Source organism: Streptomyces sp. NPDC051740, assembly GCF_044453165.1.
In the GTDB taxonomy this organism is placed as follows: Bacteria; Actinomycetota; Actinomycetes; order Streptomycetales; family Streptomycetaceae; genus Streptomyces; species Streptomyces atrovirens.
Window position 1 is genome coordinate 356,638 of the sequence record NZ_JBITCL010000002.1, and the last position, 23,752, is coordinate 380,389.

Genomic DNA, 23,752 nt, shown 5'->3' on the forward strand with positions numbered 1-23,752 from the left:
TGCCGGGGGTCCGGGGGTCGTCCCCCGGGTAGGTACGGTCAGCCGGGGCGGCAAGGACTCTTCTCGCGGTTGAAGGATGCCTTCGACGGGCGTTGACCGGTTGGTGCCGGGCGCGCGCGGGTGGTGGTCTGCTGCCGGGGGTCCGGGGGTCGTCCCCCGGGTAGGTACGGTCAGCCGGGGCGGCAAGGACTCTTCTCGCGGTTGAAGGATGCCTTCGACGGGCGTTGAGGCCCGTTCCGCCGTCCTGTCGAAAAGTGGCTTATGCCAAGGGGAAGGGCAGATTCGGTGTTGGTCGGGGGACGTGACAACATGCCGTCATGTCCTCCGTACTGACCGATATCTGCCCGCACCCGATCGTGCAGGCACCCATGGCGGGCGGTGTCGCCGTGCCGCAGCTCGCCGCGGCCGTGTCCGAGGCGGGCGGGCTCGGTTTCCTGGCCGCCGGGTACAAGACCGCGGACGGGATGTACCAGGAGATCAAGCAGCTACGGGGACTGACCTCCCGGCCCTTCGGCGTCAACCTCTTCCTGCCGCAGCCGGAGACGGCCGACCCGGCCGCCGTCGGCGTCTACGCCCACCAGTTGGCCGGTGAGGCCTCCTGGTACGAGACCCCGCTCGGCGACCCCGACAGCGGCCGGGACGACGGTTACGACGCGAAGCTCGCCGTACTGCTGGACAACCCCGTGCCGGTGGTGTCGTTCCACTTCGGTGTGCCGGCCCGCGAGGTCCTGGACTCCCTGCGCCGCGTCGGTACGTTCACGCTGGTCACCGCCACGACCGCGGAGGAGGCACGGGCCGTGGAACGGGCCGGCGCGGACGCGGTGATCGCGCAGGGCGTGGAGGCCGGCGGCCACCAGGGCACCCACCGCGACGTCCCGGAGGCGGACGGCTCCGGCGTCGGACTGCTCTCCCTCGTCGCCCAGGTCCGGGAGTCGGTCGGCATCCCGGTCGTCGCCGCCGGCGGCATCATGCGCGGCGGCCAGATCGCCGCCGTCCTCGCGGCCGGTGCCACCGCGGCCCAGCTCGGCACGGCCTTCGTCGCCGCTCACGAGTCCGGCGCGCACGCCCTGCACAAGCAGGCCCTCACCAATCCCCTGTACGCCCGCACCGAGCTGACCCGCGCCTTCTCCGGCCGCCCGGCCCGTGCCCTGGTCAACCGTTTCCTGCGCGAGCACGGCCCGTACGCGCCCGCCGCCTACCCGGACGTCCACCACCTCACCGCGCCCTTGCGCAAGGCCGCCGCCAAGGCCGGTGACGCGCAGGGCCTGGCGCTGTGGGCGGGGCAGGGCCACCGGATGGCCCGCGAACTGCCCGCCGGGCAACTGGTGGAGGTGCTGGCCGCCGAACTGGCCGCCGCCCGCACGGCGTTGTCGGCGGGAGGTGCCCGATGACCGCGCCGGTGTTCGTCGTCGACCACTTCGACGCGGGCGGCGGGGGCCGTTACGTGCTCGACGGCTCCGAGGGGCGGCACGCCGTCTCCGTGAAGCGGCTGCGGGCCGGTGAGGATGTCGTCCTCACCGACGGCGCGGGCCGCTGGGCGGACTGTGTGGTGCTCGGCACCGAGGGCAAGGACCGTCTGATCGTCCAGCTGGACTCGGTGGCCGAGGAACCTCCGGAGGAACCCCGGCTCACCGTCGTCCAGGCCCTGCCCAAGGGCGACCGGGGCGAGGTGGCCGTGGAGACGATGACCGAGGTGGGCGTCGACGCGATCGTGCCGTGGGCGGCGTCCCGTTGCATCACGCAGTGGAAGGGCGAGCGGGGGGCGAAGTCCCTCGCCAAGTGGCGGGCGACGGCCCGGGAGGCCGGCAAGCAGTCCCGCCGGGTGCGCTTCCCGCGGGTCGCGGACGCGGTGACGAGCAGGCAGGTTGCGTCACTTCTCGCCGAAGCGGACTTCGCGGCCGTGCTGCACGAGAGCGGTACGGAGTTCCTGGCGACCGCCGAACTTCCCCCTTCCGGGGACATCGTGCTGGTCGTCGGACCCGAGGGCGGTGTCTCCCCGGAGGAGTTGGCGCTCTTCGAGGAGGCCGGCGCGCGTGCGGTGCGGCTGGGGCCCAGTGTGCTGCGCACGTCCACGGCGGGTACGGCCGCGGCGGCGCTGCTGCTCGGGCGTACCGGGCGCTGGTCCTGACCTGGGGGTTTCTTCGCCCCCGCCGCCCTTACCCGTCCCATCCCGGGGGCGCTGCCCCCGGACCCCCGCTCCTCAAACGCCGGAGGGGCTAAATTTCAGCCTCTCCGGGGGTACCCCCTCTGGGGGAGTTTGAGGAGCGGGGTCTGGGGCGGAGCCCCGGGTTCGGGACGGGAAGGGGCGGCGGGGGCGAAGAACCAAGTGGCCATATGCGCCCTACCGCCCCGCCGGTGACGGTGGCAGGCTGCCGTTCATGGGGGCGATGAGAAGGGTTCCACGTCGGTGGCGACGACAGGCGCTCGCCGTCGGCTTCGCCGTGGCCGCCGTAGCCGGCGTCACCGCGTGCGAGGGCGGCGGACTCAGCTCCGCGGCCGTCGCGTTCACGACCGACGAGACCGTGACCAAGGAGCTCAACCAGCGGAAGGCCGACGTGCGCTGGCTCAGCTGCACCGGCTCCTTCGGGGACAAGGACACGGCGAGCCGGAACACCGTCGCCTCCGTCGACTGCAAGGGCGAGACCCAGGACGGCAAGGAGATCACCGTCACCGGCAGGATCACCCATGCCGTCAACGGCGCCTGCGTACGCGGGAACATCACCGCGAAGGTCGGCGGGAAGCAGGTGTTCCGGGTCGACGGCCTGGGCGACTGCGACTCCACCAGCCCCCCGCGCGTGGGCGAACCCACGCACCGCGGCCCGAACCCCACCGTCACCGTGACCGTCACGACGACCGTGTGGTGCGAGCAGTACCCCTCCTGTCGCCCCGTCGAGGGCAAGTGATCCAAACCCCTGTCCAGGCAGCTCCCCCGTGCGTAGGGTGACCGGGTGACACAGCCCGCATCGGTCGCATCCGCCGCTTATCTCCGGTTCCCGCATCTGCACGGCGAGTTGGTCGCCTTCACCGCCGAGGACGACGTGTGGCTCGCCCCGCTCGACGGTGGCCGGGCCTGGCGGGTCAGCGCCGACAACGTGCCCGTGACCCAGCCCCGTATCTCGCCCGACGGCACCACCGTCGCCTGGACCTCCACCCGCGACGGCGCCCCCGAGGTGCACATCGCACCCGTCGACGGCGGCCCCACCAGACGCCTCACCCACTGGGGCAGCACCACCACCCGGACGCGCGGCTGGACGGCGGACGGCAGGGTCCTGGTGACCAGCTCCCAGGGCCAGGCCAGTTTCCGCCGCACCTGGGCCCGCGCCGTCCCCCTGGACGGCGGCCCCGCCACCACCCTGCCCTACGGCCCCGTCGGCGACGTCGCCCAAGGACCGCACACCGTGCTGCTGTCCGCGCCGATGAGCCGCGAGGCCGCCTGGTGGAAGCGGTACCGGGGCGGTACGGCGGGCAAGCTGTGGATCGACCGCGAGGGCGACGGCGAGTTCGTACGGCTGCACGAGGACCTCGACGGGAACATCGAGTGCCCGCTGTGGGTGGGGGACAGGATCGCGTTCCTCTCCGACCACGAGGGCACCGGCGCCCTGTACTCCTCCCTCGCCGACGGATCGGACCTCCGCCGGCACACCCCCCTTGGGGGCACCTCCCGCTCGAGCGAAGCCGAGAGTGGGGGAGGCTTCTACGCCCGCCACGCATCCACCGACGGCACCCGCGTCGTCTACTCCAGCGCCGGTGAACTGTGGCTCCTTGACGGCCTCGACGGGGACGGGCCGCGCCGCCTCGACATCCGGCTCGGCGGACAGCGCGTCGACCTCCAGCCGTTCCCGGTGAACGCAGCCCGCTGGTTCGGCGCCGCGGCCCCCGACCACACCGCGCGCGGCAGCGCCGTCTGCGTGCGCGGCACCGTCCACTGGGTCACCCACCGCGCCGGCCCCGCCCGCGCGCTCGCCGCTACCCCGGGCGTACGGGCCCGGCGGCCCCGCACCTTCCGCGCGGACGGCGAGGAGTGGGTGGTGTGGGTGACCGACGCCGAGGGCGACGACGCCCTGGAGTTCGCCCCCGCCACCGGACTCGCCCCGGGCGCCACCCCGCGCCGGATCGCCGCCGGGCGGCTGGGCCGCGTCGTGGGACTCGCCATGGCCCCCGACGGCAGCCGCGCCGCCGTCGCCTCCCACGACGGCCGGGTCCTTCTCGTCGAGCGGGAGACCGGCGAGGTCCGCGAGGTCGACCGCAGCGAGGACGGCGACGTCTCCGGGCTGGTCTTCTCGCCCGACTCCTCCTGGCTCGCCTGGTCCCACCCCGGCCCGCGCCCGCTCAGCCAGCTCAAGCTCGCCAACACCACCGACCTGTCGGTCACCGAGGCGACCCCGCTGCGCTTCCAGGACTACGCGCCCGCCTTCACCCTCGACGGCAAGCACCTCGCGTTCCTGTCGACCCGCTCCTTCGACCCGGTCTACGACGAGCACGTCTTCGACCTGGCCTTCGTCGAGGGCGTACGCCCGTACCTGATCACCCTCGCGGCGACCACCCCGTCGCCGTTCGGCCCGCAGCGGCACGGCAGGCCCTTCGAGACACCGGACCGGGACGAGACACCCGACAGCGAGGGCACCCCCACCACCCGGATCGACCTCGACGGTCTCGCCGACCGCATCGTGCCGTTCCCGGTGGAGGCCGCCCGCTACACCAACCTGCGCGCCGCCAAGGACGGCGTGCTGTGGCTGCGGCACCCGGTGCGCGGTGTGCTCGGCGCGTCCCGCGCCACGCCCGACGACCCGGACCCCAAGACCGACCTGGAGCGCTACGACCTGGCCCAGCAGCGCGTCGAGCACCTGGCCGTGGACGCCGACCACTTCGAGGTCAGCGGCGACGGCAAGCGGGTGCTGCTGTGGACCGACGGGCGGCTGAAGGTCGTACCCAGCGACCGGCGTGCCTCCGGCGACGACGACAGCGACACCAACATCACCGTCGACCTGGACCGCGTACGTCAGTTCGTCGACCCGGCCGTCGAGTGGCGGCAGATGTTCGACGAGAACGGCCGCATCATGCGGGACAACTTCTGGCGTCCCGACATGAACGGTGTGGACTGGGACGGGGTCCTGGACCGCTACCGGCCCGTGCTCGACCGGCTCGCCACCCACGACGACCTGGTGGACCTGCTGTGGGAGGTGCACGGCGAACTCGGCACCTCGCACGCCTACGTCATCCCGCGCGGCGGCTACGGCGACGGGGCGCGGCAGGGGCTGCTCGGGGCGGACATCTCCCGGCACGAGGACGGCGGTTGGCGGGTGGACCGGATCCTGCCCGCGGAGACGTCCGACCCGGACGCCCGGTCGCCGCTCGCCGCGCCGGGGGTCGCCGTACGGGTGGGGGACGCGATCGTCGCCGTCGCCGGGCAGCCGGTCGATCCGGTGACCGGACCGGCGCCGCTGCTGGTCGGGACGGCGGGGAAGCCGGTGGAGCTGACGGTGTCGCCCGCGGGGGGCGGCGAGCCGCGGCACGCGGTGGTGGTGCCGCTCGCCGACGAGGAGCCGCTGCGGTACCACGCGTGGGTCGCGGGCCGGCGGGCGTATGTGCTGGAGAGGTCCGGCGGGCGGCTGGGGTACATCCATGTTCCCGACATGCAGGCGCCCGGGTGGGCGCAGATCCATCGTGACCTGCGGGTGGAGGTGCTGCGGGAGGGGCTCGTCGTGGATGTGCGGGAGAACCGGGGCGGGCACACGTCGCAGCTCGTGGTGGAGAAGCTGGCCCGGCGGGTCGTGGGGTGGGACCTGCCCCGCGGGATGCGGGCGGAGAGCTATCCGCGGGACGCGCCCCGGGGGCCGGTGGTGGCTGTCGCCAACGAGTTCTCCGGGTCCGACGGGGACATCGTCAACGCGGCGATCCGCGCGTTGGGGATCGGGCCGGTGGTCGGTACCCGGACGTGGGGCGGGGTGATCGGCATCGACAGCCGGTACCGCCTGGTCGACGGGACGCTGGTGACCCAGCCCAAGTACGCCTTCTGGCTGGAGGGGTACGGGTGGGACGTGGAGAACCACGGGGTCGATCCGGACGTGGAGGTCGTGCAGCGGCCGCAGGACTACGCGGCGGGGCGGGACGTGCAGCTGGACGCGGCGGTGAGGCTGGCGTTGGAGGCGCTGGAGTCGACGCCGGCGAAGGTGCCGCCGGTGTTGTCGTGAGCCGGGGGTGGGTCGCGCGGCCCGGCGCCTGCCGGGTACCTCCCCCACTCTCGGCTCCGCTCGAGCGGGGGGACCCCCATCGCCCACCCGTGCCGTCTGGGGGTACCTCCCAGGCCCTTCGGGCACCGGGGGAGGCACGACTGCCCGCAGTTGCGGCGGCGCGAGTGCCCGCAGCTATGGGGGTGGGGCGCCGCCCCAGCGGCACGACTGCCCGCAGTTGCGGGGGTGGGCGCGACGGCACCCCGTGGACGCCGGTAAGCGAAACCCACCCCGTTCAGGCGAAGTCGTACGCCTCCACCTCGGCGAGGTACCGGGCCCGCAGATCCTCGTCGTCCTCCAGGAACGAGGCCAGGAAGGAGTTGCGGGCCAGTTCGCGCAGGCGTTCCGGGCCGAGGCCCAGACTCTCGCGCACCGCGTCGAAGTTGTCCCCGGCGTAGCCGCCGAAGTACGCCGGGTCGTCGGAGTTGACCGTGCACATCAGACCGGCGTCGAGCATCGCGGGCAGCGGGTGGTCGGCAAGGACGTCGACCGTGCGCAGCCGCACGTTGGACAGCGGGCACAGCGTCAGCGGCACGCGTTCCCGCACCAGCCGCTCCACCAGCGCCGGGTCCTCCACACACCGCAGCCCGTGGTCGACCCGCTCCACGCCGAGGACGTCCAGCGCCTCGGTGATGTACTCCGGCGGCCCCTCCTCACCGGCGTGCGCCACGCGCCGCAGCCCCAGCGCGGCGGCGGCCTCGTACACCTCCCGGAACTTCACCGGCGGATGCCCGACCTCCGCCGAGTCCAGTCCGACCCCGGTGATCCGGTCCAGATGGGGCTTCGCGGCGTCCAGCGTCGCCAGCGCCGACCCGGCGGACTCGTCCCGCAGGAAACACATGATCAGCCGGGTCGAGACACCGTGCGTCTCCTCGCTCCTGCCCAGCGCCCGCCACAGCCCCTCGACCACCGTGCCCATGCCGACCCCCCGCGCCATGTGCGCCTGCGGGTCGAAGAAGATCTCCGCGTGCCGCACACCCTGCGCGGCGGCACGGGCGAGGTAGGCGTCGGCGAGGTCCTCGAAGTCCCGCTCGGTGCGCAGGACGGCCATGAGCTCGTAGTACAGGTTCAGGAAGGACCGCAGGTCCTCGAAGCGGTACGCCTCACGGAGCGCGTCGGTGTCGGCGTAGGGCAGCTCGACACCGTTGCGCGCGGCGAGGGCGAAGGCCAGCTCGGGCTCAAGGGTGCCTTCGATATGAAGGTGCAGTTCGGCTTTTGGTACGGGCATCGAAATATCGTACGGCGTTTTCACCGACGCTTCGGAAGCGCCACCCGTTGCAGATCACGCGCCACGGTCAGCTCGCCCTCGTACCCGGCCGCCCGCGCCTGCCGCTCGAACTCCTCCGGGTCGGTGTAGCGCTGGCTGAAGTGGGTGAGGACGAGATGCCGTACGCCCGCCTCCCGCGCCACCCGGGCCGCCTGTCCGGCGGTCAGATGACCGAAGTCGACGGCGAGCGCCTCGTCCTCGTCGAGGAACGTCGACTCGATGACCAGCATGTCGCAGCCCTCGGCGAGCGCGTACACCCCGTCGCACAGCCGGGTGTCCATGACGAACGCGAACCGCTGCCCGCGCCGCACCTCGCTGACCTCCTCCAGCGGGACCCCGTCGAGCACGCCCTCGCGCTGGACGCGGCCGACGTCCGGACCCTTGATGCCGTGCGCGGCCAGCCGCTCGGGCAGCATGCGCCGGCCGTCGGGTTCGACCAGGCGGTAGCCGTACGCCTCGACGGGATGGGAGAGCCTCCGCGCCTCCAGCGTGTAGCCGGGGGTGCGGTCGAGGGGGCCGTCCGTGTCGACCGGGGCCTCGGTGAGGGCGACGGTCTCGCGGTAGGCGGTGGCGTAGCGCAGACGGTCGAAGAAGCGCTGTCCGGAACGCGGGTAGTGGGCGGTGATCTCGTGCGGCACCTTGTCGAGGTTGACGCGCTGGATCACCCCGGCGAGGCCGAGGGAGTGGTCGCCGTGGAAGTGGGTGACGCAGATCCGGTTGAGGTCGTGGGCGGCGACCCCGGCGCGCAGCATCTGGCGCTGGGTGCCCTCGCCGGGGTCGAACAGGATGCCCTCGCCGTCCCAGCGCAGCAGGTAGCCGTTGTGGTTGCGGTGCCGGGTGGGGACCTGGCTGGCGGTGCCGAGCACCACCAGTTCGCGTGCGGACAAGGCGGCTTATCCGGGGGGCCACTCGAGACCGCGACCGCCCAGGACGTGGGCGTGCGCGTGCCAGACGGTCTGGCCGGCGCCGCTGCCGGTGTTGAAGACGATCCGGTAGCTCTCCAGCTTTTCCTCGTCGGCGACGGCCTGCGTCTCCCGCAGCACGTCCGCGGCGAGTTCGGGCGCGGCGGCGGCGAGGGCGGCGGCGTCCCGGTGGTGCGCCTTCGGAATCACCAGCACATGGGTGGGCGCCTGGGGGTTTATGTCACGGAACGCGACCGTGGTCTCGGTCTCCCGCACGATCGTCGCCGGAATGCTCCCCGCGACGATCTTGCAGAACAGACAGTCGTCCTGAGGCTCCCCAGCCATGAACCCTCCTCAAGCCAGCTGATCAAGTACGAAGCATCGTACCCGCGCCCACTCCCGCGGGAGCGAGGGCGGAAGCGGGTGCGGGAACGGAGGCATTAGTGGGCGGCGCCCGGTGCCCGGGTGGCCGCCGCCGTGTCGTAGGCGCGCTGGGCCGGGGCCGGGGTGCCGTCGAGGGGGATCTCCACCACCGGCTGTTCCGGGGCGCCGACCTCGGGGACCGTACCCGTCGGGGTGCCCGGCGCCGCCGCGACCACCGCCGCCGGGTGACCACCGCGGCGGCGGACCGCGCCCGGCAGCAGCGGACGCCCCCCGGTGTGCAGCGCGACCGCGGTCATCGGCAGCGCGACCAGCAGCAGACCGACAGCGAGCACCGCGCCCATCACCGGGAACCCGGCCTGCGCGGACAGCACACTGCCGGTCAGCGGCCCCGCGGCGGTCCCCAGCGACGACGCCGAACCGACCAGCACCGCCCACCGCCCCCGCGGGTCCAGCGAGGCCGCCAGCCCGATCAGGTACGACAGCACCACCGGGTAGATCGTGTTCCAGGCGATCTCACCGGTGGCGAAGCTGCCGAGCCCGGTCGCGGAGGCGCTGAGCGCGATGCAGCCGGCGATGAGGACCGTGCCGCCGCCGATGGGCAGCGCCCGCCCCAGCCGCGACCCCAGCGCGCCCGCGCCCAGGACGCCCAGCAGCCCGGCGCCCAGCGCCACCGCGAACACGACACCCACGGTCGGCTCGGACAGGTGCGCCTGGCCGACCCCGATGCGCCCGCTCACGCCCCACAGCGCGTTCTGGGCGAGCGACCACAGCAGCATGGTGCCGGCCAGGACCATGCCGGAACGCCGGTGCGGCAGCCGGGCGGCGGTGTCGTCGGACTCGGTGCGGCGCGGACCGGGCGTGCCGGCCGGCAGCCGGGACGTCAGCGGCCACACGGCCAGCGCGGTCAGGGCGATGGCGGCCAGGGTGAGCCCGTGCCCCGGCAGACGCGGCACCGTCAGGTACACCACCCCCGCCAGCGCGGAGACGCTGAGCAGCCCGAGCGCGGACGCCCGGTGCGGATCGCGTTCGGCGGCGATCCGGGTGGCGGCGACCGTCGTGGCCGTGCCCGAGCCGAACCCGCCGATCACCGCGCCGGCGACGACGGCCGGTACGGCGGTGGTGAGGGCGGCCCCGCCGTAGCCGACGGCGGCCAGCAGCAGGCCCAGCCGGGCCAGGGTCCGCGCCCCGACCCGCTCCACGCGCGACGCCAGCAGGAACCCGGCGGTCGCGGAACTCAGCAGCAGCGCGCTGCCGACGGCTCCCGCCTGGGTGGCGGAGAGGCCGAGCCCGCGTTCCAGCCGGCCGACGGTGGTCGGCAGCAGATACGGGGCGAGGTACCCGGCCGTGAAAAGGGCGACGAGGGGCCAGGGGGTGGTGCGGGGGGCGAACACGGGCGTTCCCAGGGCGTGCGGAAGGGACGGTGCGAGGACCGTGGGGAGGGAGGGGGCGACGACCGTCGGCTGACAGGAGCGCGCGGGCAATTTGTATCAAGCGGGGGGAGGGCAACGGGAGCGCGCGAGGTGTGATCTGGAGCACTCTTGCGTTTGAGGCTCGGAGAGGTCGGGCAGCAGCGTCCGCTATCGCCAGTGAATGACCCCGCCACCTGCGGGAATCGTCGTCTCCACCTTCGTCCGGATCTCCCGCATCACGGCGACGATCCGCTCCTCCCGCTCCGGTGTCAGCCGGGCCACCGGTACCGAGCAGCTGATGGCGTCCTGTGCGGGGGAGGCGTACCGCAGGGCGAACCCGAAGCCGGCGATCCCGGGCACGCCCTCCTCGCGGTCCACGGAGTAACCGCGCTCCCGCACCCCGGCCAGATCGGCGGCCAGCGACTCCCGCGAGGTGTGCGTGTTCGGCGTGGCCGCCTCGTACGGCCCCTCGGGCAGCTCCTCGTCCGGCCGCTCCGCCAGCAGCGCCTTGCCGAGCGCGCCCACGTGCGCCGGCAGCCGCCGTCCCACCCTGCTGATCGTCCTCAGGTACTCGTGCGACTCGCGGGTCGCCAGGTACGCCACGTCGTGGCCGTCCAGCCGCCCCATGTGGATCGTCTCGCCCAGCGCGTCGGACGCCTCGTCCAGATACGGGCGTACGGCCCGCACGCGCGGGTCCGAGTCGAGGTAGCTGGTGCCGGTGAGCAGGGCGCGGATGCCGATGCCGTACAGCGAGCCGGTGACGTCGGTGCGGACCCAGCCGCGCGCGATCAGGGTCTGCAGCAGCGCGTACATCGAGCTGCGCGGCACCTTCAGCGCGTCCGCCAGCTCCTGGAGGCGCGCCGGACGGTCACCGCGCGCGGCGAGCAGTTCCAGTACCTCCATCGTGCGCGCGGCGGACTTGACCTCGCGCACGCCCCCTGTCTCCGGCATGCGCCGATCGTAGTCCGGCGGGGGGAGGACCGGGCCGGGCCATTGACGGCTCCTGTTCGCCTACCTAACCTTCATTTTCATACATGGATGTCATCTACATGGGGAGATGAGTGAGGGTGAGTCCCGATACGGACCCGAGCGGTACGGCCGCCGTGGCGCGACGCCTGAAGGACGGGATGGCGAACGGGGTGCTGTCCTTCCCGCTCACCGCCTTCCACGAGGACGGCTCCCTCGACCCGGACGGCTTCCGCGCCCACGTCGCCGAACGGATCGCCACCGCCCCCGGCGCCGTCTTCCCCGCCTGCGGCACCGGCGAGTTCTTCTCCCTGGACGAGGACGAGTACCGGCAGGTCGTCACCGTCACCGTCGAGGAGAGCGCGGGCCGCACGCCGGTCGTCGCCGGCGTCGGCTACGGCTGGGCGCAGGCCACCCGCTTCGCCCGCATCGCCGAGGAGGCCGGCGCCGACGCCCTCCTCGTCCTGCCGCACTACCTCGTCGCCGCCCCGCAGGACGGCCTCGTCGCCCAGCTCGAAGCCGTCGCCGCCCGCACCCGGCTGCCGCTGATCACCTACCAGCGCGGCCAGGTCGCCTACACCGCCGACTCGCTCAGGCGGATCGCCGCCCTGCCGAACGTCATCGGCCTCAAGGACGGCCACAGCGACCTCGACCGCCTCCAGCGCCTCACCCTCGCCGCCCCCGAGGGCTTCCTCTTCTTCAACGGCGCCGCCACCGCCGAGATCCAGGCCCGCGCCTACGCCACCGTCGGCGTCCCCGCCTACTCCTCCGCCGTCCACGCCTTCGCCCCCGAGATCGCGAACGCCTGCTTCACCGCCCTGCGCGACGGCGACCACGGCACCGTCGACAAGCTGCTGCGCGACTTCTACGTGCCATTCGTCGAACTGCGCGACCGCGTCCCCGGATACGCGGTGTCGCTGGTGAAGGCGGCGGCCCGGCTGCGCGGACGCCCCGTGGGCCCCGTACGCGCCCCCCTCACCGACCCCACCCCCGGCGACCTCGCCGACCTGAGCACTCTCCTCACCGCCGGACTCGACCTCGTAGGAGCCGCCCTGTGACCACGCCGACCTCCCGCGACCTGACCGTCACCGAGGTCCGCCTCACGCCGATCCTCGTCACCGACCCGCCCCTGCTCAACACCCAGGGCGTCCACCAGCCGTACACCCCCCGCCTGATCGTCGAGGTGGTCACCGCCGACGGCACCACCGGCCTCGGCGAGACCTACGGCGACACCAAGTACCTGGACCTGGCACGGCCCCTCGCGGACCGGCTCGTCGGCCGTCAGGTGGGCGACCTGAACCGGCTGTTCACCGAGGCCGACGAGGTGGCCGTCGACGCCTCCCAGGTCTCCGGCCAGGTCGACGTCGGCGGACTGCGCGGCGTGCAGACCGCCGACAAGCTGCGCCTGTCCGTGCTCTCCGCCCTCGAGGTCGCCTGCCTCGACGCCCTCGGCAAGAGCCTCGGCCTGCCCGTGCACGCCCTGCTCGGCGGCAAGGTGCGCGACGCCGTCGAGTACAGCGCGTACCTCTTCTACAAGTGGGCCGGCCACCCCGAGGGCGTGACCGCGGAGAAGGACGACTGGGGCGCCGCCGTCGACCCGGCCGGCGTCGTCGAGCAGGCCCGGATCTTCACGGAGCGGTACGGCTTCACCTCCTTCAAGCTCAAGGGCGGCGTCTTCCCGCCCGACGAGGAGATCGCGGCCGTACGCGCCCTCGCCGCCGCGTTCCCCGGACACCCCCTGCGCCTCGACCCCAACGGAGCCTGGTCCGTGGAGACCTCGCTGAAGGTGGCCGAAGAGCTCGGGGACGTCCTCGAATACCTGGAGGACCCCGCGCTCGGCACCCCGGCGATGGCCGAGGTCGCCGCCCGCACCTCGGTGCCCCTCGCCACCAACATGTGCGTGACGACGTTCGCCGAGATCAAGGAGGCGTTCACCCGGGACGCCGTCCAGGTCGTCCTCTCCGACCACCACTACTGGGGCGGACTGCGCAACACCCAGCGGCTCGCCGCCGTCTGCCGCGCCTTCGGCGTCGGCGTCTCCATGCACTCCAACACCCACCTGGGCATCAGCCTCGCCGCGATGACCCACGTGGCGGCCACCGTGCCCGACCTGCACCACGCCTGCGACTCCCACTACCCCTGGCAGTCGGAGGACGTCCTCACCGAGCGCCTCACCTTCGAGAACGGCACCGTGAAGGTCTCCGACGCGCCCGGCCTCGGCGTCGAGCTCGACCGCGACCGGCTGGAGGTCCTCCACCGGCGGTGGCTCGACGACGACGGCTCGCTGCGGGACCGCGACGACGCGGCGGCCATGCGCGTCGCCGACCCGGAGTGGGTCACACCGGCCGTGCCGCGCTGGTGATCCTTCCGGGGGTGGACGTGGAGTGACGGCCGTCACGTTGTCGGTGGTGTGGTGCACACTGGCCTGAACCGCACCACGTCAGGGAGCGCACCGTGATGGCGTTTACCGGGAAGGCACGCGTCGAGGGACCGCACTGCTCGTCCCAGGTCGATCCCCTCGCCGCCCTGCGCGCACCGGACGACCCGCCCTGGGACGTCTACCTCACCGGCACCGTCTTCCTCGACATCGTCTTCACCGGGCTCGGCTCCGCCCCGGCGCGCGGGACCGAGTCCTGGGCACGCGGGATGGGGTCGAGCCCCGGCGGCGTCGCCAACATGGCCACCGCCCTGGCCCGCCTCGGCCTGCGCACCTCCCTCGCGGCGGCCTTCGGCGACGACCACTACGGCGAGTACTGCTGGGACGCGCTGGAGCAGGGCGAGGGCATCGACCTCTCGCCCTCGCGCACGGTCCCCGGCTGGCACTCGCCGGTCACCGTCTCCATGGCGTACGACGGTGAGCGCACGATGGTCTCCCACGGCCACGAACCTCCGCCCGGGGAACCGGCCCCCGACTGCCCGCCCCGCGCGCGTGCCGCCGTCGCCTCCCTCACGCCCGGCCGCGGCGCGCCGTGGATCGCGCAGGCCGCGCGCAAGGGCGCGCGCATCTTCGGTGACGTCGGCTGGGACGACACCGGGGCGTGGGACCTGGCCGCGCTGCCCGACCTGCGGCACTGCGAGGCGTTCCTGCCGAACGCGGAGGAGGCGATGCGGTACACCGGCACGGACTGCCCCCGCACGGCGGCGCACGCCCTCACCGAGCATGTGCCGGTCGCGGTGGTCACCCTCGGCGCGGAGGGCGCGTACGCGGTGGACCGGCGTACGGGGGAGACGGCGTCGGTGCCGGCGATCGAGGTGGAGGCGCTCGATCCGACCGGGGCGGGGGACGTGTTCGTCGCCGGGTTCGTCACGGGATCGCTGGCGGGGTGGCCGCTGGCCGACCGGCTCGCCTTCGCGGGGCTCACGGCGGCGCTGTCCGTCCAGGAGTTCGGGGGGTCGCTGTCGGCGCCGGGGTGGACGGAGATCGGGGCGTGGTGGCGTCGGGTGCGGTCGGTCGAGGGGCAGGACCCCTCGGCGCTGGGGCGGTACGAGTTCCTGGCGGAGCTGATTTCGGGGGAACTGGTGCGGCCGTGGCCGCTGCGGCGGGCCGTGCCGACGATCGGCTTCCGCCGGTCGGCCTGATACGGGGGCCCGCCCCCGTGTCCCCGTATGGGGGCCCGCCCTCGTGTCCCCGGTATGGGGCCCGCCCCCACACTCCCGCAGCAGGGGCTCCGCCCCCGCACCCCCGCCAGGGGGCTCCCGCCCCTGGACCCCCGGCCTGTGCCCACCCACCACCCGACTCGGTCGGCTGGGAAGTGGGTCACGGGTCCGGGTGTCGTCCTGGCTCGGTGGGCCGGGGTGCGGGTTACGGGCCCGGGTGTCAGCCTGACTCGGTGGGCTGGGAAGTGGGTCACGGGTCCGGGTGTCGTTCTGGCTCGGTGGGCCGGGGCGCGGGTTACGGGCCCGGGTGTCAGCCTGACTCGGTCGGCTGGAAAGTGGGTCACGGGTCCGGGTGTCGTTCTGGCTCGGTGGGCCGGGGCGCGGGTTACGGGCCCGGGTGTCAGCCTGACTCGGTCGGCTGGGAAGTGGGTCACGGGTCCGGGTGTCGTCCTGACTGGGTGGGCCGGGGCGCGGGTCACCGGGTCCGGGGTGTGGGGGCGGCTCGGTGGGCGAGAGGTCGTGTAAAAGGCCTACGGGGTTGTCACTCCTCCGTCGTACCCTGGGAACCGCGAGGCCGCCCTCAGCCAGGCGGCCGTGACCAGGAGGATCCGCAGGCCTTCAGAGCCGGCCCATGACTCAGACACCCACAGCTCACACCCCCGCGCAGGGGCAGGCGAGAGTGCAGTTCACCGTCCCCGCCCAGCACCCCATGGTGACCGTGCTGGGGTCCGGAGACTCCCTTCTGCGCGTGATCGAGAAGGCCTTCCCGGGGGCCGACATCCACGTCCGGGGCAATGAGATCAGCGCGGTCGGCGACGCGAACGAGGTCGCCCTCATTTCGCGCGTGTTCGACGAGATGATGCTGGTGCTCCGCACCGGGCAGCCGATGACGGAGGACGCAGTGGAACGCTCGATCGCCATGCTCAAGGCGAGCGACAACGGGGAGAGCGACGGCCAGGAGACCCCGGCCCAGGTGCTCACGCAGAACATCCTGTCCTCGCGCGGCCGCACGATCCGCCCCAAGACGCTCAACCAGAAGCGCTACGTCGACGCGATCGACAAGCACACCATCGTCTTCGGCATCGGCCCGGCCGGCACCGGCAAGACGTACCTCGCCATGGCCAAGGCGGTGCAGGCCCTGCAGTCCAAGCAGGTCAACCGCATCATCCTGACCCGCCCCGCGGTCGAGGCCGGCGAGCGGCTCGGATTCCTGCCGGGCACGCTCTACGAGAAGATCGACCCGTACCTGCGCCCGCTCTACGACGCGCTGCACGACATGCTCGACCCCGACTCGATCCCCCGGCTGATGGCGGCGGGCACGATCGAGGTCGCGCCGCTCGCGTACATGCGCGGACGCACGCTCAACGACGCGTTCATCATTCTCGACGAGGCCCAGAACACCAGCCCCGAGCAGATGAAGATGTTCCTCACCCGCCTCGGCTTCGACTCGAAGATCGTGATCACGGGTGACGTCACACAGGTCGACCTGCCCAACGGCACCAAGTCCGGCCTGCGGCAGGTGCAGGACATCCTGGAGGGCCTGGACGACGTCCACTTCTCCCGGCTGACGTCCCACGATGTCGTCCGGCACAAGCTGGTGGGCCGTATCGTCGACGCGTACGAGCAGTACGACAGCCGGCACGGCACCCAGAACGGCACCCACCAGGGCGGCCGGGGCAAGTCCGGGCACAAGGGGAAGTAGACCGAGCACCAGATGTCGATCGACGTCAACAACGAGTCCGGAACCGAGGTCGACGAGCAGGCGATCCTCGACATCGCCCGCTACGCGCTCGCGCGGATGCGTATCCACCCGCTCTCCGAACTCTCGGTGATCGTCGTGGACGCCGGCGCCATGGAGCAGCTGCACATCCAGTGGATGGACCTGCCCGGGCCGACGGACGTCATGTCGTTCCCGATGGACGAGCTGCGGCCCCCGTCCAAGGACGACGACGAGCCCCCGCAGGGGCTGCTCGGCGACATCGTGCTCTGCCCCGAGGTCGCCACCAGGCAGGGCCAGGAAGCGGAGACGCGGCACACCATGGACGAGGAGCTCCAGCTGCTCACCGTCCACGGTGTGCTGCACCTGCTGGGCTACGACCACGAGGAGCCGGACGAGAAGGCCGAGATGTTCGGCCTGCAGGCCGCCATCGTGGACGGCTGGCGCGCGGAGAAGGGCCTCACCGGCCCGTCCCCGGCCCCGACCGTGTCATGAGTCCGACCCTCGTCCTCGGCGCGATCGCCCTGGTCGTCGTCGCCTGGCTGGCCGCCTCCGCGGAGGCCGGCATCGCGCGCGTCTCCAGCTTCCGCGCCGAGGAGGCCGTACGCTCCGGCCGCCGGGGCGGCGTCAGGCTCGCGCAGATCGCCGGCGACCCCACCCGCTACCTCAACGTGGCGCTGCTGGTCCGCGTCACCTGCGAGATGGCCGCCGCCTCCCTGATCACCTACGGCTGCCTGCGCGAGTTCGACGGGACCGCGGAGGCGCTGCTGATCGCCATCGCGATCATGGTCCTGGTGTCGTACGTCGCCGTCGGGGTGTCCCCGCGCACCATCGGCCGCCAGCACCCGCTGAACACCGCCACGGCCGCCGCGTACGTCCTGGTGCCGCTCGCGCGGGTCATGGGACCGATCCCGAACCTGCTGATCCTCATCGGCAACGCGCTCACCCCCGGCAAGGGCTTCCGGCGCGGACCGTTCGCCTCCGAGGCGGAGCTGCGCGCGATGGTGGACCTCGCGGAGGCGGAGTCGCTGATCGAGGACGAGGAGCGCCGCATGGTGCACTCGGTCTTCGAACTGGGCGACACGCTCGTGCGCGAGGTCATGGTGCCGCGCACCGACCTCGTGGTGATCGAGCGGTACAAGACCATCCGCCAGGCTCTCACCCTCGCCCTGCGCTCCGGTTTCTCCCGCATACCGGTGACCGGCGAGAGCGAGGACGACATCGTCGGGATCGTCTACCTCAAGGACCTGGCCCGCAAGACGCACATCAGCCGGGACGCCGAGAGCGAACTGGTGTCCACGGCGATGCGGCCCGCGTTCTTCGTGCCCGACACCAAGAACGCCGGCGACCTGCTGCGCGAGATGCAGAAGGAACGCAACCACGTCGCCGTCGCCGTCGACGAGTACGGCGGCACCGCCGGCATCGTCACCATCGAGGACATCCTCGAGGAGATCGTCGGCGAGATCACCGACGAGTACGACCGTGAGCTGCCGCCCGTGGAGGAGCTGGGCGAGGACCGCTACCGGGTCACCGCCCGCCTCGACATCGGCGACCTGGGCGAGCTGTACGGCCTGGAGGAGTTCGACGACGAGGACGTGGAGACCGTCGGCGGGCTGCTCGCCAAGCACCTCGGCCGGGTGCCGATCGCGGGCGCCTCGTCCCTGGTCGCACTCCCCGACGCCCGCGAGCTGCGGCTGACGGCCGAGGCGGCGGCCGGCCGCCGGAACAAGATCGTGACGGTGCTGGTGGAGCCGGTGGCCCCGGCGGACCCGCCCGCCGACGAGGAGGAGAAACCGGAGTGACCCCGCGGCAGCTGCGGGCCCTGTGCCTGTCCTTCGACGCGGCGGTGGAGGAGTTCCCCTTCAACCCGGAGACCTCCGTCTTCAAGGTCCGGGGCAAGCTCTTCGCCCTGACCGCCCTCGACGCCGAGCCCCTCACGGTCAACCTCAAGTGCGACCCGGAGGACGCGATTCGGCTCCGCGCCGAACACCCGGACCTGATCGTCCCGGGCTGGCACATGAACAAGCGGCACTGGAACACGGTGACGGCGGACGGCACCCTCCCGGACCGTCTGGTCCGGGAGCTGGTCGAGGACTCGTACGACCTGGTCGTGGCCGGTCTGCCACGAGCGGACCGCCTCCGCCTCGACCGCCCCTGAACCCCCCTTATGCTCGGATCATGACCGACACCACCGCGCTCGCCCCCGAGGACCGCAAGATCGTCACCCTGGCCCGCTCCGCGCGGGCCCGCAACGGTGTGCCCGAGGGGGCCGCCGTACGCGACGAGACCGGCCGGACGTACGTCGCCGGGACCGTGGCCCTGGACTCCCTGAAGCTCAGCGCCCTGCAGACGGCGGTGGCGATGGCCGTGGCGTCCGGCGCGAAGTCGCTGGAGGCGGCGGCCGTGGTGACGGAGGCGGAGTCGGCGTCGCCCGAGGACCGCGCGGCCGTACGGGACCTCGGCGGCCCCTCGACCCCGGTCCTGGTGGCCGGTACGGACGGCACGGTCCGGGAGACGGTCACCGCGGGCTGAGACCGTGGAGGGAACCCGTCTGTTACTGACGGTAAGTAGGCCGGAATCCCACCTTGTCGCGCGCTGCCTCTCGCGCATCAATGGAACCCGCCGGTACTGACGGCACGTCAGCCGGCGTGATCGCGGCGGGTCCGGACCCACGCTGCCGAGCAGTTCCCCCCACACGGAAAGGGACCGGAATCCCATGAGAGGCAAGCGATTCGGAACAGGTGTGTCCCTGGCGGCGGGCGCTCTCGCCGTCTGCGGGCTGGTCTTCGCCCCCACCGCCGTCGCCGTCGCCCCCGGGTCGGCGACCGTCGACGCCGACTGCGGAAGCTGGGGCGGCGGCGACGCCACCCTCACGGCCACCCAGAGCGGCACGTCCGCCACCGTCACCATCACCACCTCCGCGGTGACCGCGCCCCTCGCGATCGGCCAGGACTCCCTGGTCTCGAAGCTCACCCTGGTGAAGGCCGGCGGCGGCACGGTCACCTTCAGCGGCACCGAGAACCCGGCCATGGCGACCGGCGACGCCCTGGAGGTCGGCCCCCTCACCGGCACCGTGGCCTCCGGCGACAGCCTGGAGGCGTTCGGCGGCACGCTGAAGGTGACGGCGTTCGGCTTCATCACCATCACCTGCACGGCGACCGCACCGCAGGCACCGGGCCCGTTCGTCTTCGAGTGATCCCGCCGGGCGGACGGCCGGACCGGGCCCCCGCGGGGGCCCGGTCCGGCCCCCGTCCCGGACGGGTGGTACGACGGGGTCTCCCGCATCAGGGAGAATGGGCGGCATGAGTGTTCGTACCCAGTCATCCGAGCAGCCTGCCGAAGCTGTCCACCGGGCCGGCTTCGCCTGCTTCGTGGGCCGTCCCAACGCGGGCAAGTCCACCCTCACGAACGCTCTGGTCGGGCAGAAGGTGGCGATCACCTCGAACCGGCCGCAGACCACCCGGCACACCGTGCGCGGGATCGTGCACCGCGAGGACGCGCAGCTGATCCTGGTGGACACCCCCGGACTGCACAAGCCGCGCACCCTGCTCGGCGAGCGGCTGAACGACGTCGTCCGCACCACCTGGGCCGAGGTCGACGCGATCGGCTTCTGCATCCCCGCCGACCAGAAGATCGGCCCCGGCGACCGCTTCATCGCCAAGGAACTGGCCGGGATCAAGAAGACCCCGAAGATCGCGATCATCACCAAGACCGACCTGGTGGACGGCAAGGCGCTGGCCGAGCAGCTGATCGCCGTCGACCAGCTCGGCCAGGAGCTGGGCATCACCTGGGCCGAGATCATCCCGGTCTCGGCGACCGCGAACAAGCAGGTCGGCCTGCTGGCCGACCTCCTGATCCCGCTGATGCCGGAGGGCCCCGCCCTCTACCCCGAGGGCGACCTCACCGACGAACCCGAGCAGGTCATGGTCGCGGAGCTGATCCGCGAGGCGGCCCTGGAGGGCGTCCGCGACGAGCTCCCGCACTCCATCGCCGTGGTCGTCGAGGAGATGCTCCCGCGCGAGGACCGCCCCGCCGACAAGCCCCTCCTCGACATCCACGCCAACCTCTTCATCGAGCGCCCCAGCCAGAAGGGCATCGTCATCGGCCCCAAGGGCAAGCGCCTGAAGGACGTCGGCATCAAGTCCCGCAAACAGATCGAGGCACTCCTCGGCACCCCGGTCTTCCTGGACCTGCACGTGAAGGTCGCCAAGGACTGGCAGCGTGACCCGAAGCAGTTGCGGCGGCTGGGCTTCTGACGGGGGCGGGCGTCGGCGTCAGGTCCCGCAGGCAGATCGAAGTGCTCCTCGGCGCCCCGGCCGCGCGGCGGTAGCCGCATATCGGTGCAGCCTGGACCTGCACGTGAAGGTCGCCAAGGACTGGCAGCGTGACCCGAAGCAGTTGCGGCGGCTGGGCTTCTGACGGGGCGGGCGTCGGCGTCAGGTCCCGCAGGCAGATCGAAGTGCTCCTCGGCGCCCCGGCCGCGCGGCGGTAGCCGCATATCGATGCAGCCTGATCAGCGGCGCTGTGCGCGCAGCAGTTCCCCGAACCAGGCGTACGACGCCTTCGGGGTCCGTTCCAGCGTGTCGAAGTCGACGTGGACCAGGCCGAAGCGGCGGGCGTAGCCCTCCGCCCACTCGAAGTTGTCCATCAGGGACCACACGAAGTAGCCGCGCACGTCCACGCCCGCCTCCACCGCCCGGTGCAGTGCGCGGATGTGGCCGTCGAGGTAGGTGATGCGGTCCCGGTCGTCCAGGCCGTCGTACGCGCAGCCGTTCTCGGTGACGACCACCGGCGGGAGGCGGTCGCCGTACCGGGCGCGGAAGGCGGTGAGGAGCTCCGTCAGGGCCTCCGGGACCACCGGCCAGCCGAAGTCCGTCACCGGGTGTCCCTCGATCTCCCGCACCGAGAAGGGGAGTTCGGCCGGCATCCGGACCCCGCCGAAGTCGGTCTCCGTGCCCTGCGGGGCGCCCACGCCCGTCGGCGCGTAGTAGTTGATCCCGTACCAGTCCAGCGGCTCCGCGATGACCTTCAGGTCCGCCTCGACGTCGCCGGGCATCAGCTCGCCGATGCCCTCCGGGTAACGGCCGAGGAGCAGCGGGTCGGCGAACATCCCGTTCAGCAGGACGTCGTAGAAGCCGGCCGCCGCCACGTCCGCCTCGTCCTCGGAGGCCGGCCAGGTCGGCGCGTGCGAGTTCGCGATGCCGATGTCGTCCGCCCCGGCCGCCCGTAGCGCCCGTACCGCGAGCCCGTGCGAGAGGAGCTGGTGGTGGGCCACGGGAAGCGCGTCGAACAGCAGCTTCCGGCCGGGGGCGTGCACGCCCAGCGCGTGTCCCAGCAGGGTGTGCTCGGCGGGCTCGTTGAGGGTGATCCACTTCGTCACCCGGTCGCCCAGCCGCCCGGCGACCTCCGCCACGTACTCCGCGAACCGCTGTGCCGTACCGCGCTCCAGCCAGTCCAGCTCGGCCGGCAGATCCCAGTGGAACAGCGTCGGCACCGGCCGTACGCCCGCCGCGCACAGCTCGTCGACCAGCCGGTCGTAGAAGTCCAGGCCGCCCCGCGCCCGCACCCTCGGCCAGGAGACGGAGAAGCGGTACGCGTCCACGCCCAGGCCGGCCAGCAGCGCCACGTCCTCGCGATGGCGGTGGACGTGGTCGCAGGCCACCGCCGCCGTCGAGCCGTCCCGCACCCGCCCCGGTTCGTCCGAGAACACGTCCCACACGGACGGCTCGCGCGCCTCCACCGCCCCCTCGATCTGGTGCGCCGAAGTCGACACGCCCCACAGGAAACCGGCCGGGAAACGGGGGATCGGGTTGGTCGTCGCCATGGCCCGGATCATCCGTACCCGAGCCGGAACAAGTCAACGCCCATGCAAGACAAGCGAGTTACGCACCCTCCTTCAGCACCCTCCTGATCAGCTCCCGCTGCTCGTCCGTCAGCCGGGGATCCGCGCAGTACACCGACCTCCCGTCCACCGTGATCCGGTAGCCGAAACCGTCCGGCACCCCGGCCGGAGGCGTGCCCCGGCCGGAGGCCATGACCCGCTCGGCCAGGGCGTGCCACTCATGGGCGTCGGCCCGGCCCGAGGTGTCCACCTCGGCCCGCCGCTCGATCCCCGCGAACCCGCCCGTACGCCGCACCTGAATACGCATGGGTCCGTGTCTAGTACGGAACTACAGCGTCCGCACCCCCACCCGCTCCCAGGCCTTCGACACCGCCTGGAGTTCCTCGCCCTCCCCGTACCGGGCGCGCGCCGCCTTCACCGTCAGCGTCGCGAAGTCCGTGAACTTCGCGTCCTGCTCCAGCTCCCCGCCGGTCAGCACGTCGTACCAGACCTGCCCCGCCCGCTCCCAGGCGTGCCCGCCGAGGGTGGTGGCCGCCAGGTAGAAGGCGTGGTTCGGGATGCCCGAGTTGATGTGCACGCCGCCGTTGTCCCGGCCGGTGCGGACGTAGTCGTCCATCGTCGCGGGCTGCGGGTCCTTGCCGAGGACGTCGTCGTCGTACGCCGTGCCCGGCTCCTTCATGGAGCGCAGCGCCTTGCCCGTGACGCGCGGGGCGAGCAGCCCGGCCCCGATCAGCCAGTCGGCCTCGTCGGCGGTCTGGCCGAGCGTGTACTGCTTGATGAGCGCGCCGAAGACGTCCGACACCGACTCGTTGAGCGCGCCCGGCTGGCCGAAGTAGGTCAGGTTCGCGGTGTACTGCGTGACGCCGTGGGCGAGTTCGTGGCCGATGACGTCGACGGGGATGGTGAAGTCGAGGAAGATCTCCCCGTCCCCGTCGCCGAACACCATCTGCTCGCCGTTCCAGAAGGCGTTGTTGTACTCCTCGTCGTAGTGCACGGTCGCGTCCATCGGCAGCCCGTTGCCGTCGATGGAGTCGCGGGCGTACGCCTTCAGCAGCAGCTCGAACGTGGCGCCGAGACCGGCGTAGGCGCGGTTGACGGTGGCGTCCTGGCCGGGCTCGTCGCCCTCGCCGCGCACTTTCGTCCCCGGCAGGTCGGTGCCGTGCCGGGCGTCGTACACGGTGCGCTGCGGCTTGCCGGGCTCGGCCTCGGCGAGCAGGGCGACGGCCGGGGCGCCGGCGACCGTGGTCAGATGACGCTGGGTGCGCTCGTAGGCGTCGCGCCGGATGGTGCGGCGCGCGGGACCGTGGAGCAGGGGGTCCTCGGCCTGCGCGAGCCGGTCGAGGACGTGCGGCGGGACGATCGTGCAGAAGACGGGCTCGAAGCCCCCGTTCTTGGTCATGTCCGGAACGATGACACCGCGTCGGCGTGCTGTCACCAG

The 23,752-nt window shown here is 72.6% G+C and carries 22 protein-coding genes; 14 read left to right on the top strand and 8 right to left on the bottom strand.

All coding sequences use genetic code 11. From position 1 onward, the window contains the following. Nucleotides 1-317: 317 nt before the first annotated feature. The 4 genes from ACIA6T_RS04630 (at nt 318) to ACIA6T_RS04645 (ending at nt 6,191) form a co-directional block, all read left to right on the top strand. Nucleotides 318-1,391 (top strand): nitronate monooxygenase, encoded by a 1,074-nt coding sequence (locus tag ACIA6T_RS04630; protein WP_399445078.1) that lies wholly within the window; start codon nt 318-320, stop codon nt 1,389-1,391. After that, entirely contained in the window at nt 1,388-2,128 is a 741-nt protein-coding gene (locus ACIA6T_RS04635) for a 16S rRNA (uracil(1498)-N(3))-methyltransferase (RefSeq protein WP_399445079.1), read from the top strand. The genes ACIA6T_RS04630 and ACIA6T_RS04635 overlap by 4 nt, the downstream gene beginning before the upstream one ends. 250 nt (nt 2,129-2,378) lie before the next feature. Further along, nucleotides 2,379-2,903: a hypothetical protein gene (locus ACIA6T_RS04640; protein ID WP_399445080.1), complete on the top strand. Its 525-nt coding sequence runs from the start codon at nt 2,379-2,381 to the stop codon at nt 2,901-2,903. A 45-nt stretch (nt 2,904-2,948) separates the two neighbouring features. Beyond that, on the top strand, nt 2,949-6,191 hold the full coding sequence (locus ACIA6T_RS04645) for a S41 family peptidase (RefSeq protein WP_399445081.1): 3,243 nt from the start codon (nt 2,949-2,951) through the stop codon (nt 6,189-6,191). A 274-nt stretch (nt 6,192-6,465) separates the two neighbouring features. Here ACIA6T_RS04645 and ACIA6T_RS04650 read toward each other — a convergent pair whose 3' ends face one another. The 5 genes from ACIA6T_RS04650 to ACIA6T_RS04670 all read right to left on the bottom strand — a co-directional run bounded on the left by ACIA6T_RS04650 (nt 6,466) and on the right by ACIA6T_RS04670 (nt 11,143). Further along, on the bottom strand, nt 6,466-7,458 hold the full coding sequence (locus ACIA6T_RS04650; RefSeq protein ID WP_399445082.1) for an adenosine deaminase: 993 nt from the start codon (nt 7,456-7,458) through the stop codon (nt 6,466-6,468). Between the two features lie 20 nt (nt 7,459-7,478). Continuing rightward, nucleotides 7,479-8,384, bottom strand: coding sequence for a ribonuclease Z (locus ACIA6T_RS04655; RefSeq protein WP_399445083.1), 906 nt, complete (start codon nt 8,382-8,384; stop codon nt 7,479-7,481). Nucleotides 8,385-8,390: 6 nt separating this feature from the next. Further along, complete coding sequence (locus ACIA6T_RS04660) at nt 8,391-8,744, bottom strand: histidine triad nucleotide-binding protein (protein ID WP_385049090.1); 354 nt, start codon at nt 8,742-8,744, stop codon at nt 8,391-8,393. A gap of 95 nt (nt 8,745-8,839) precedes the next feature. Then, nucleotides 8,840-10,174 carry an MFS transporter gene (locus ACIA6T_RS04665; protein ID WP_399445084.1) on the bottom strand — a complete coding sequence of 445 codons (1,335 nt, stop codon included), beginning with the start codon at nt 10,172-10,174 and terminating at the stop codon, nt 8,840-8,842. A 186-nt stretch (nt 10,175-10,360) separates the two neighbouring features. Then, on the bottom strand, nt 10,361-11,143 hold the full coding sequence (locus tag ACIA6T_RS04670; RefSeq protein ID WP_399445085.1) for an IclR family transcriptional regulator: 783 nt from the start codon (nt 11,141-11,143) through the stop codon (nt 10,361-10,363). Between the two features lie 110 nt (nt 11,144-11,253). Between ACIA6T_RS04670 and ACIA6T_RS04675 the strand changes: the two genes are divergently transcribed. The 10 genes from ACIA6T_RS04675 (at nt 11,254) to era (ending at nt 20,728) form a co-directional block, all read left to right on the top strand. Then, a complete protein-coding gene (locus ACIA6T_RS04675; protein ID WP_399445086.1) occupies nt 11,254-12,216 on the top strand; it encodes a 5-dehydro-4-deoxyglucarate dehydratase in 963 nt (320 codons plus the stop codon). Continuing rightward, entirely contained in the window at nt 12,213-13,520 is a 1,308-nt protein-coding gene (locus tag ACIA6T_RS04680; protein ID WP_399445087.1) for a glucarate dehydratase family protein, read from the top strand. Before ACIA6T_RS04675 ends, ACIA6T_RS04680 begins: the two co-directional genes overlap by 4 nt. Nucleotides 13,521-13,615: 95 nt before the next feature. Further along, the gene (locus tag ACIA6T_RS04685; RefSeq protein WP_399445088.1) at nt 13,616-14,737 is read left to right on the top strand and encodes a carbohydrate kinase family protein; all 1,122 of its coding nucleotides are present in this window, start codon (nt 13,616-13,618) and stop codon (nt 14,735-14,737) included. Between the two features lie 649 nt (nt 14,738-15,386). After that, a complete protein-coding gene (locus ACIA6T_RS04690) occupies nt 15,387-16,457 on the top strand; it encodes a PhoH family protein (RefSeq protein ID WP_399445089.1) in 1,071 nt (356 codons plus the stop codon). Nucleotides 16,458-16,469: 12 nt separating this feature from the next. After that, nucleotides 16,470-16,967, top strand: coding sequence for an rRNA maturation RNase YbeY (gene ybeY, locus ACIA6T_RS04695; RefSeq protein WP_073931956.1), 498 nt, complete (start codon nt 16,470-16,472; stop codon nt 16,965-16,967). After that, entirely contained in the window at nt 16,964-18,274 is a 1,311-nt protein-coding gene (locus tag ACIA6T_RS04700) for a hemolysin family protein (RefSeq protein WP_399445090.1), read from the top strand. Before ybeY ends, ACIA6T_RS04700 begins: the two co-directional genes overlap by 4 nt. After that, entirely contained in the window at nt 18,271-18,630 is a 360-nt protein-coding gene (locus ACIA6T_RS04705; RefSeq protein ID WP_399445091.1) for an MmcQ/YjbR family DNA-binding protein, read from the top strand. The genes ACIA6T_RS04700 and ACIA6T_RS04705 overlap by 4 nt, the downstream gene beginning before the upstream one ends. A 20-nt stretch (nt 18,631-18,650) precedes the next feature. Continuing rightward, on the top strand, nt 18,651-19,004 hold the full coding sequence (locus tag ACIA6T_RS04710; RefSeq protein WP_399445092.1) for a cytidine deaminase: 354 nt from the start codon (nt 18,651-18,653) through the stop codon (nt 19,002-19,004). A 184-nt stretch (nt 19,005-19,188) separates the two neighbouring features. After that, nucleotides 19,189-19,668, top strand: a complete 480-nt coding sequence (locus ACIA6T_RS04715) for a hypothetical protein (protein ID WP_399445093.1) — start codon at nt 19,189-19,191, stop codon at nt 19,666-19,668. A gap of 106 nt (nt 19,669-19,774) precedes the next feature. Then, nucleotides 19,775-20,728, top strand: coding sequence for a GTPase Era (gene era, locus ACIA6T_RS04720; RefSeq protein WP_399445094.1), 954 nt, complete (start codon nt 19,775-19,777; stop codon nt 20,726-20,728). Between the two features lie 257 nt (nt 20,729-20,985). Here era and ACIA6T_RS04725 read toward each other — a convergent pair whose 3' ends face one another. The 3 genes from ACIA6T_RS04725 to ACIA6T_RS04735 are packed head-to-tail and all read right to left on the bottom strand — an operon-like array spanning nt 20,986 to nt 23,713. Continuing rightward, nucleotides 20,986-22,308, bottom strand: coding sequence for a GH1 family beta-glucosidase (locus tag ACIA6T_RS04725; RefSeq protein WP_399445095.1), 1,323 nt, complete (start codon nt 22,306-22,308; stop codon nt 20,986-20,988). 46 nt (nt 22,309-22,354) lie between these two features. Beyond that, nucleotides 22,355-22,621 (bottom strand): protealysin inhibitor emfourin, encoded by a 267-nt coding sequence (locus tag ACIA6T_RS04730; protein WP_385049050.1) that lies wholly within the window; start codon nt 22,619-22,621, stop codon nt 22,355-22,357. Between the two features lie 21 nt (nt 22,622-22,642). Next, the gene (locus tag ACIA6T_RS04735) at nt 22,643-23,713 is read right to left on the bottom strand and encodes a M4 family metallopeptidase (protein WP_399445096.1); all 1,071 of its coding nucleotides are present in this window, start codon (nt 23,711-23,713) and stop codon (nt 22,643-22,645) included. Nucleotides 23,714-23,752: the final 39 nt, after the last annotated feature.

Bases quoted from the DNA above. Each gene is read 5' to 3' on its own strand.
- ACIA6T_RS04630 (WP_399445078.1), top strand. From the start codon at position 318: ATGTCCTCCGTACTGACCGATATCTGCCCGCACCCGATCGTGCAGGCA.
- ACIA6T_RS04635 (WP_399445079.1), top strand. From the start codon at position 1,388: ATGACCGCGCCGGTGTTCGTCGTCGACCACTTCGACGCGGGCGGCGGG.
- ACIA6T_RS04640 (WP_399445080.1), top strand. From the start codon at position 2,379: ATGGGGGCGATGAGAAGGGTTCCACGTCGGTGGCGACGACAGGCGCTC.
- ACIA6T_RS04650 (WP_399445082.1), bottom strand. From the start codon at position 7,458: ATGCCCGTACCAAAAGCCGAACTGCACCTTCATATCGAAGGCACCCTT.
- ACIA6T_RS04660 (WP_385049090.1), bottom strand. From the start codon at position 8,744: ATGGCTGGGGAGCCTCAGGACGACTGTCTGTTCTGCAAGATCGTCGCG.
- ACIA6T_RS04670 (WP_399445085.1), bottom strand. From the start codon at position 11,143: ATGCCGGAGACAGGGGGCGTGCGCGAGGTCAAGTCCGCCGCGCGCACG.
- ACIA6T_RS04685 (WP_399445088.1), top strand. From the start codon at position 13,616: ATGGCGTTTACCGGGAAGGCACGCGTCGAGGGACCGCACTGCTCGTCC.
- ACIA6T_RS04690 (WP_399445089.1), top strand. From the start codon at position 15,387: ATGACTCAGACACCCACAGCTCACACCCCCGCGCAGGGGCAGGCGAGA.
- ybeY (WP_073931956.1), top strand. From the start codon at position 16,470: ATGTCGATCGACGTCAACAACGAGTCCGGAACCGAGGTCGACGAGCAG.
- ACIA6T_RS04700 (WP_399445090.1), top strand. From the start codon at position 16,964: ATGAGTCCGACCCTCGTCCTCGGCGCGATCGCCCTGGTCGTCGTCGCC.
- ACIA6T_RS04710 (WP_399445092.1), top strand. From the start codon at position 18,651: ATGACCGACACCACCGCGCTCGCCCCCGAGGACCGCAAGATCGTCACC.
- ACIA6T_RS04715 (WP_399445093.1), top strand. From the start codon at position 19,189: ATGAGAGGCAAGCGATTCGGAACAGGTGTGTCCCTGGCGGCGGGCGCT.
- era (WP_399445094.1), top strand. From the start codon at position 19,775: ATGAGTGTTCGTACCCAGTCATCCGAGCAGCCTGCCGAAGCTGTCCAC.
- ACIA6T_RS04725 (WP_399445095.1), bottom strand. From the start codon at position 22,308: ATGATCCGGGCCATGGCGACGACCAACCCGATCCCCCGTTTCCCGGCC.
- ACIA6T_RS04730 (WP_385049050.1), bottom strand. From the start codon at position 22,621: ATGCGTATTCAGGTGCGGCGTACGGGCGGGTTCGCGGGGATCGAGCGG.
- ACIA6T_RS04735 (WP_399445096.1), bottom strand. From the start codon at position 23,713: ATGACCAAGAACGGGGGCTTCGAGCCCGTCTTCTGCACGATCGTCCCG.